Origin of the sequence: Mesoflavibacter sp. CH_XMU1404-2 (genome assembly GCF_037029465.1) — a bacterium.
Lineage (GTDB): Bacteria > Bacteroidota > Bacteroidia > Flavobacteriales > Flavobacteriaceae > Mesoflavibacter.
This window is the reverse complement of record NZ_JAYMEM010000009.1, coordinates 395,460-403,419: the sequence shown is the minus strand read 5'-3', so window position 1 is coordinate 403,419 and position 7,960 is coordinate 395,460. Positions and strand designations below refer to the sequence as shown.

Here is a 7,960-nt window from a genome sequence, read left to right as displayed (position 1 = left end):
TGTTACTTGCGTGTCTGCATCGGTTAACATAAATTCTCCAAAACCATCACTGTCTGGATCACAAAACTCTAATGGTGTTGGTGTAAAGGCTGTTGGTGCTTGTTCTACTTGTAACTCTAAAGTTGTTGTATCATAACATCCTGTGTTTGCATCTTCTACTCTTACATGAATTATTTGTCCATTTACAAGGTTTGTGTATGGTATTGGTAGTGGATTTGTTGCTGTATCTGCATCGGTAAATGTTAGATAATAACTTGCCACATAAGTCGCTATACCTCCTGTTACTTCTGTATCTTTTAAAGTTAAATCAATTTGCGTGATACCATCTGGCACGTTATCATCACATACCTCTAATGGTGTTGGATCTATCGCAATTACTTCTGGATGCACCACTACATTTTGCGTCGTTGTTGTTGGACACGGTCCATTTGTTGTATACTCTACAGTATGTACTGAGCTTGGCAATGCTCCTGTTATGGTTCCTGTTACTGGATCTATCGTTGCGCCTGTTGTGGTTAATGCAAAGGTTCCGCCTGATAATCCTGTTACGGTTGCTGTTGCTCCGTCACAGGTTGGATCCAATATAAAACTTGAGTTATCTGCTGGTAATACATTTAATACAAATGTACTGGTCGCTGGACATTGGGTTGCTGTTGTATATTCTACTGTATAACTTGTTCCTGGTGTCGCTGTTGTTACTTCTCCTGTTGTTGGGTTTATTTGAACAGTGTCTCCTGCTGGTGCTGGTGGATTAAATGTATAGGTTCCACCTGGCATTGCTACTGTATCTACTATACCTCCATCACAATTTGGTATCATCGTAAAGCTTGGATCGTCTTCTGTTAATGTGGTCACGTTTTGAGTACTTACTTCCGGACATGGTCCTGATGTCGTATATTCTATGGTAAACGTTACACCATAGTCGCCTCCTGTAACTTCTCCTGTTGATGCGTCTATCGTTACTGGTGCGCCTGGATCTGGGTTTAAGGCAAAGGTTCCGCCCGCATCTCCTGTTATAGTCACTGTTGCGCCATCACAGGTTGGTGTTACCGTAAAACTTGGATCTTCTACTGGATATACTGTTACATCTACGGTTGTTGATGCTGGACATACTCCATTGGTAGTATGCTCTACAGTATATGTTGATCCTTGTGTTCCATTCATTATAGTTCCTGTGGCTGAATCTATCGTTGCTCCATCTCCTGGTAATGGATTAAAGGCGTAGGTTCCTGGTGTCGCTTCACTGTCTACTACTGCGCCATCACACGTCGGTTGCATCGTGAAACTTGCATCATCGGTAATTAATACTGTAAAGTCTACTGATGTTGTCGTTGGACATATACCTGCGGTTGTGTAGGTTACGGTATGTGTTGATCCTGATACTGCGCCTGTTACCGTACCGGTTAATGGATCTATCGTTGCTCCTGTTGTAGTCAATGCAAAGGTTCCCCCTGGTGTTGATACATTACTCATCACTGCCCCATCACAGGTTGGACTCGCTGTGAAACTGGAATCGTCATTAGTATTGACTATTAAATAAAATAATGGCATTGCTGTAGCACTATAACAAGTGGCATCGCCTGCTGCTTCTATCCTTACATATATTGGCTCGTTTGGCCCGCCAATGTATGGACTAACTAATGCGTTTGTACCTGAATCTGCCTCCGCAAAACTATTATGATACGTTACTACATAATCTGCTGCTGGTTGTGTCCCTAATATTAATGGCGTCTGACTCTCTAAATCAAAGGGCTCTACACCATCATTGGACGGATCATCACAAACCTCCATGTCGGGCGCTGGATTGATTGATAAGGAATAAATATCAAGAATAAAACTACTAGTATCAACACATGTTTCTGATGCAATATCTTCAATTCTTATATGAATCGTTTCTGGATAAGGACCTGAAGTTACATAGTTATCTGGAGTTGTAATGGCGTTAGTTCCATTTAGAGCATCTGTTGCTGAATTATGGTAGCTAACATTAAATAAAGATGCATCTTGAGTTCCTATAGCTTCAGTATCATTAACTGTTAAATCAAAAGTTTCATCTGCAGAAAACACATCACATTCTAAAATATCTATTGTGTTTTCTATTACTGGATTAGGTAGAAATTCAATATAGATAGAATCTGAGGTTTGACATGATGCAGAATAAACAATATCGACACTATAATTTCCTTCTTGATACACATCTATAGATGGTCCAGTTTCTCCAGAGATAGGACTACCTTCAAAATACCAAGTGTGTGTTGCTGTTGACAGCCCTGTATCAAGTGTTACAGCTCCTCCTTCACAAATAGCAGTTCCTGCAGATATAGTTACATCATCTCCTAAATCTCCTCCCAAATCGAAAGAACCAGCCCCTAAAAACACTGCTGCGTTAAATAGAGTATCTCCATCATCTGCTATAACCAACTTTATTCTGTAGTTGTTGTTAGGTGTAACATTTGAAAAAGCTGTCATTGATCTAGTGTAACCTCTAAAATCTATTGGATCGTTCACTAGAGGCTGACCTCCTGTACCATAGAAAGAGTCAAAATAACCTGGATTAACAGAAGCGCAACTTGCATTATATGCATTATCACGTACAGTAAACACAGAAACTACATCTGTAGTACCTGGTACTAAAGCTAGGTTAGTTGTTACGCCTGTTGTTAAATCTGTTAATAAAAAGGCAAATGCATCTGTAAAACCACATTGAAATGTTCCATATTCTTCAGATGCGAATAAAAAGTCGAAGCTTATAGAGTTGGCGATAGGAACAAAGTCAAATTCTATAAAGCTTGCATCATTTGTATCACCTGCATTTAAAGCTGGAATTGCGTTTTCTAAATCAGCATCACCTGGCCAACCTCCACTACTTTGGGTTCCTGTTTCCGGACCTTCTGCCTCCATTGCATCACCTGAATTTAAAATAATTCCTGCTTCGAAAGGAAAAGCTCCTGGTAAGGCTGTAAAATATCCAATCCCGTTTTCTTGACCAAAATTAGTTCCTGTGCTCCAGTTAATATTTGAAACTGCTGCACATGGACTATCTATCAAAACATCAGTAACCAACTCATCTACAGTATAAGTAGTCTGATCGACGTCTATATAAGGGCTTAAAACCTCAACTTGAACTTGATAAAACGTTGCACAACCCGTGGGATTTGTATCTGTAACCGTAAACGTTACTGTGAATGTACCTAAGTTATTATATGTATGACTTACTGACTGCCCTGTAGCCACAGCAGCATCTCCAAAATTCCAGCTGTAAGTAGCACCAGTTCCATCTTCTTCAAAAGTAGCGCTACCATCAAATAGTACAGTTCCGCCTAAAGGAATTTGAATAACACCAGAACCATTAGCAACAGGATCTGTAGAATCTATAGTCGGAATAATTGTTTGACAAGACTGCAAACACGATATATTAGCTGCCCAACCCAAAGTGTTAGCAGAACCATCTGAAGTAAATTGTATTGTAATACAGCCTGTTGCACTTGTAGTTGATGCAGAAACCGTACCAGGGTTATTTGCTGCTCCTCCACCAGAATATGTACCAATTACAGGTGCTGTTGTATCGTCTCCATCATAAATAGTCATGACATCTAGATTCATTTGCGTACTAAACAAAGTAAAATCTAACTGAATAAACTGATCAGGTCCATCAGGACAGATAGTCACAACAAAGTCTTCATCATTAGCATAATTAGCTGAGTCTCCTCCTGAATCATAAAAAACTCCTGAACATTGGTTAAATGTTCCATTTTGCATATTAATATCTTGTGCATATCCTAAGATTACAAAGAAAAAAGACAATAACGATAGTAAAAATTTCTTCATGCTTTTTGTAAAGAATTTGTTAAAATAAGGCTGAATTTACAACTTAGAGCGAATTCTGCCTAATAAATCTGATTATTTAACTATTTCATCGATAAAAATCGCTTTTCGACTATTTAAATAGTTTCACCAAATATAAAACAAGTTAACATAATAAATTCCTAACTTTGAACTTAAAATCAACTGAATAAATATTTAATTATGAAAGAAGAATGGATTGATACAGGTATTAAATACGCTGCTGATTATGGATTAAGAATTATTGCCGCAATTATTATCTGGATTGTTGGATCATGGATTATTAAAAAACTCCTTAGTTCTACTAAGAAATTTATGGAAAAAAGAGAGTACGACGAAAGCCTAAAAAAGTTTTTAGTTAACTTCTTAGGATGGGTTTTAAAAATCTTACTAATACTTGCAATTCTATCTAAACTTGGTGTAGAAACTACATCTTTTGCAGCAATTTTAGCAGCTGCTGGTTTAGCAATTGGTATGGCATTACAAGGTTCTTTAGGCAACTTTGCAGGCGGAGTTTTATTAATGATTTTTAAACCTATAAAAATAGGCGATTTAATTGAAGCTCAAGGTGAAATTGGTGTTGTAAAAGAAATTGAAATTTTTACAACAAAACTTATCGGACTATCCAACAAAGAAATTATTATCCCAAATGGTGCATTATCTAATGGAAACATTGTAAACTACACTACAGAAGGTACAAGACGTGTAGACTTAGTGTTTGGTGTTGGATACGATTCTGATATTAAAAAAACCAAAGAGGTTTTAATGAAAGTTATTACAGAAAACCCTAAAGTTTTAAAAGAACCTGCTCCTACGGTTAACGTTTTAGAACTAGCTGATAGCTCTGTAAACTTCGCTGTTAGACCTTGGTGTAAGGCTGAGGATTATTGGGCTGTATATTTTGAAACTATGGAAAACACAAAAGAAGCTCTAGACGCTGCTTGTATAGAAATACCTTACCCACATCAAGTTGAAATACAAAAAAAAGGCTAATTATTTAGCTTTTACAGCAACAAAATCTTTTAAATAAAAAGGTTCAAAATAAGCAACATCTTGTATGTTGCTTATTTTGTATGCTTCAAAAGACAATACACTCATTTCTTTAGCTGAAGGCAACTTTTCTTCTATAAAAATTGCGTTTTCGCTTTTAATTAAATCCATTGTCTTTTTTACACCATTCCCTATAAAATAGACTTTATTCTCTTTTAAATATTCAGAGAAAGAGTTTTCATCTAAAACTTGAGCTTCAATAGCTCTTACTTCTTGATAATCTGAATTGAAAATTGCTGAATACACTTCTAAGCGTCTCGCATCTAACATTGGTACAATTAAGCCGCTTTCAGCTTCAACTTGATGTGCTAAAGCCTCTAAAGTAGATACAGCAATTAAAGGAACTTCTAACGCAAAGCACAATCCTTTTGCTGCTGATACACCAATACGCAAACCAGTATAAGAACCTGGTCCTTTACTAACCGCAACTGCATCTAATTGTTGCTTTTCGATTTGTGCTTCTTTTAAAACTTCATCTATATAAACATGAAGCTTTTCTGCATGACTATAACCGTTGTCATAGTCTTCTTTTAAAGCTATAGTTTTACCGTCTTTTGCAACAGAAACAGAACAGTTTGTTGTTGCAGTTTCTATATTTAAAATGTATGCCAAAGTATTACTGAGTTATTGGTTTACCAAGGTAGAAATCTAACACTTTTGTTTTAAAAATAAAATCGTATTTAGCATTAATTAAAGATGATTCTGCATTGACCAATCTTAATCTTGATTGTTCTAAATCAAAAGCATTCATTGCGCCTATATCATATCTTTCTTGTGAGTTTTGAAATGCAATTTTTTGAGATTGCAGGCTAGACTTTGCCGCTTCGTAAGCTCTTAAAGCTGCTTTAGCATCTGTAAAGGCACGTTGTACATTTGCTTCTACATCTAACTTAGCTTGTTTAAGATTAAGCTGAGCATTTTCTTCTTGAATTTTTGCTTTAGCGACATTGGTTTTATTCTGAAACTGCGAAAATATTGGAACGCTTACATTTAAAGAAAATCTATGTCCTTTTTGGTTATTTAACTGATTGAAAAAAGAATCTTCTGTGTCTATAAGATTTGTAAAAAAGACATTCGATCCAAATGCGTAGTTAAATGAAACTGTTGGTAAATATCCACTCTTAGATATTTCTGTATTTAAAGCAGAGTTTTCAATGTTTTTTTGAGCTACTTTAATTTCGTATCTATTGTCTAGAGCATAACTAACTATTGGACTAGCATTCTTATACATCAATTCTGATGAAGGGTTATCTAACTCTATTACTTCTACTTCAAAACCTTCATAGGGTAATTGTAACAATTGAGATAAAGAAAGTAATGCTAATTCATAATTATTTTCAGCAACTGTTACATTTTGAAGATCACTGCTTAGTGTTGCTTCTGCATCATAAACATTGGCTTGAGGTTGTACACCTGCTTCAACCAACTCTCGTACTTGATCTAATTGTTTCTTACTAAAATCGTACTGCGCTTGTGCTATTTCAAGATTTTCGATATTGAATAGCACATTTAAATATGCGTTAACAACGTTTAAAGAAATATCGTCCTTTATTCTATTAAGTTCTAGCTTTGAAGTTTCTAAATTAAGTTGTGACTGCTTATAAAGATTTGTTAATCTAAATCCATTAAAAACAGTTTGACTCAAACTTATAGAGGCATTTGTAGAGTTATCTGTACGATCTACAAATTGCCCAGGGAAAAGTTCTCTGTTTCCTAAGGATACTGTATGACCTACAAATCCGCTTACACTTGGTAAAAATTGTCCATTGGCAGCATCTACATTTTGCTCATTAGTTAAAATAGCATTTTCACCTTGTAAAATAGTTATATTATTCTCAAGCGCATAATCTACACACTCTTGTAAGCTCCATTTTTTTTGTTGTGCTGAAGCAGATAATCCTACTAACAGCAATCCTGCTAGGGCTAGTTGTTTTATCTTAGTTGTTACCTCCATCATTATTATCTTTTGATGCTTTATTCCACACTTTTATTTTATCTCCTTCGCTTACACCTTCAGTAATTTCGATATTGATACCGTCTGATATACCAGTTTCTACATCTACTTTTTCAAAAGTGCCGTCTTCTTTTTGTTTTTCAACAAATGGCTTTTCTGTTATTCTATCAAACTGAAGTAATGATTCTTTAATTGAAAGAATACTGTCTTTGCTTTCCATTTCTATTTCTGCATTAGCACTATAACCTGCTCTAATTTTTGTAGATTGTTCTACATCTACATCTGCTTTAATAGTAAATTGTACTGCACCATTTTCTTCTATTCCTTTAGGCGCTACAAAGGTTAAAGTTGCAGGGAAGTCTTTTTCGTTTAAAGCTCCTAAAACTACTTTTATCTTTTTGCCTTCTTCTATTTTACCAACTTCAGCTTCGTCTACTTTTCCTTCAAAAATCATTTTACTCATATCTGCAATAGTAGCAATAGTTGTACCTGCATTAAAGTTGTTACTTTGAATGACTTGGTCACCTTCTCGAATTGGGATTTCTAGAATTGTTCCTGCAATTTGTGCAGTAATGTTTGTGTTTGCACTACTTCCGCCAGATAACGATCCGCGTTTTATGATTTGATAATCGTTTAAAGCTTGGTTATAAGTTTCTTTAGCTTGGTTGTAAGACAGCTCGCTATTTTCAAAATCTTGTTTAGAAACTACTCCTTTTTCAAAAAGAGTTTTGTTTCTGTTGTACAGTGTTTCAGCATTATTCATAGATAATTTAGCTGATGCAATACGACTGCTTGCACTTGCTAAATTTTGCTCGTTAGGAACGACTCTAATTTTTGCAATTAAATCTCCTTTTTCTACGATATCTCCTTCTTCTACTAACACTTTATCTACGATTCCTGAGATTTGAGGTTTAAGCTCAATTTCTTCCTCTGGATTTAATTTTCCTGTTGCGACAACTTTAGTGTTAATTGAGGTATAAAATGGCTCTTCCACTTTAAACTCTTCAATAGCTTTAGAATTAGCGTTATTAAAATACTTTAAAACTACAGCTAGCAGTAATACTATTACTATGACGCTAATTAGGATTTTTGCTGTTTTACTCATTGTATTGA

General features: G+C 35.5%; 5 protein-coding genes. 1 reads left to right on the top strand and 4 read right to left on the bottom strand.

All coding sequences use genetic code 11. The features are described 5' to 3' along the window. Nucleotides 1-3,828: choice-of-anchor L domain-containing protein (locus WA327_RS07765; protein ID WP_336068297.1), on the bottom strand; the 3,828-nt coding region annotated here is incomplete at its 3' end. A gap of 198 nt (nucleotides 3,829-4,026) precedes the next feature. On the opposite strand from WA327_RS07765, the gene WA327_RS07760 reads away from it, so the two are divergent. Beyond that, a complete protein-coding gene (locus tag WA327_RS07760; protein WP_336068295.1) occupies nucleotides 4,027-4,836 on the top strand; it encodes a mechanosensitive ion channel domain-containing protein in 810 nt (269 codons plus the stop codon). Here the strand turns inward: WA327_RS07760 and tsaB are convergent, their stop codons facing one another. From tsaB to WA327_RS07745, 3 genes are read right to left on the bottom strand one after another with little or no spacing between them, the layout of a single operon-like run. Continuing rightward, on the bottom strand, nucleotides 4,837-5,505 hold the full coding sequence (tsaB, locus tag WA327_RS07755) for a tRNA (adenosine(37)-N6)-threonylcarbamoyltransferase complex dimerization subunit type 1 TsaB (protein ID WP_336068292.1): 669 nt from the start codon (nucleotides 5,503-5,505) through the stop codon (nucleotides 4,837-4,839). Between the two features lie 4 nt (nucleotides 5,506-5,509). Next, nucleotides 5,510-6,847 (bottom strand): TolC family protein, encoded by a 1,338-nt coding sequence (locus WA327_RS07750; RefSeq protein ID WP_336068289.1) that lies wholly within the window; start codon nucleotides 6,845-6,847, stop codon nucleotides 5,510-5,512. Beyond that, nucleotides 6,831-7,952 carry an efflux RND transporter periplasmic adaptor subunit gene (locus WA327_RS07745; RefSeq protein ID WP_106677493.1) on the bottom strand — a complete coding sequence of 374 codons (1,122 nt, stop codon included), beginning with the start codon at nucleotides 7,950-7,952 and terminating at the stop codon, nucleotides 6,831-6,833. The genes WA327_RS07750 and WA327_RS07745 overlap by 17 nt, the downstream gene beginning before the upstream one ends. Nucleotides 7,953-7,960 lie beyond the last annotated feature (8 nt).